This is a genomic window from Bacillus sp. GbtcB10, assembly GCF_019091365.1.
Lineage (GTDB): Bacteria > Bacillota > Bacilli > Bacillales > Bacillaceae > Bacillus > Bacillus altitudinis.
In genome coordinates this window covers 1-278 of record NZ_JAGXJP010000102.1, presented here as the reverse complement: position 1 = coordinate 278, position 278 = coordinate 1, and the positions used below count along the sequence as shown (strand labels likewise).

Genomic DNA, 278 nt, shown 5'->3' with positions numbered 1-278 from the left:
TATGTCTAATTGGAATGCCAGCTGGTGATATTTCAGCTGCATACTCTTCGTTTTTTTCACCACTTTTAAAATGATGATTTCTCTTTCTTCGCATGTACATCCCTCTCTTTCAATTGGGTGTACTTATAGTATCTTTCATAAAGAGAAGAACATGAGTATGAGTTAAACCCAAGTAAAGCAAAAATTGGAGAATAAAGATTCCTTTATTAGCATGTACATTTCCTAATGAAGATAAAACAGGAATTTTGGAAAATGATGTAGAATGAAATGAGTGATAA

1 pseudogene is annotated in these 278 nt (G+C 32.0%); it reads right to left on the bottom strand.

The features are described from left to right. Positions 1 to 94, bottom strand: a pseudogene (locus KVT11_RS19785) (permease); the annotation flags it as partial. Between the last annotated feature and the right edge of the window lie 184 nt (positions 95 to 278).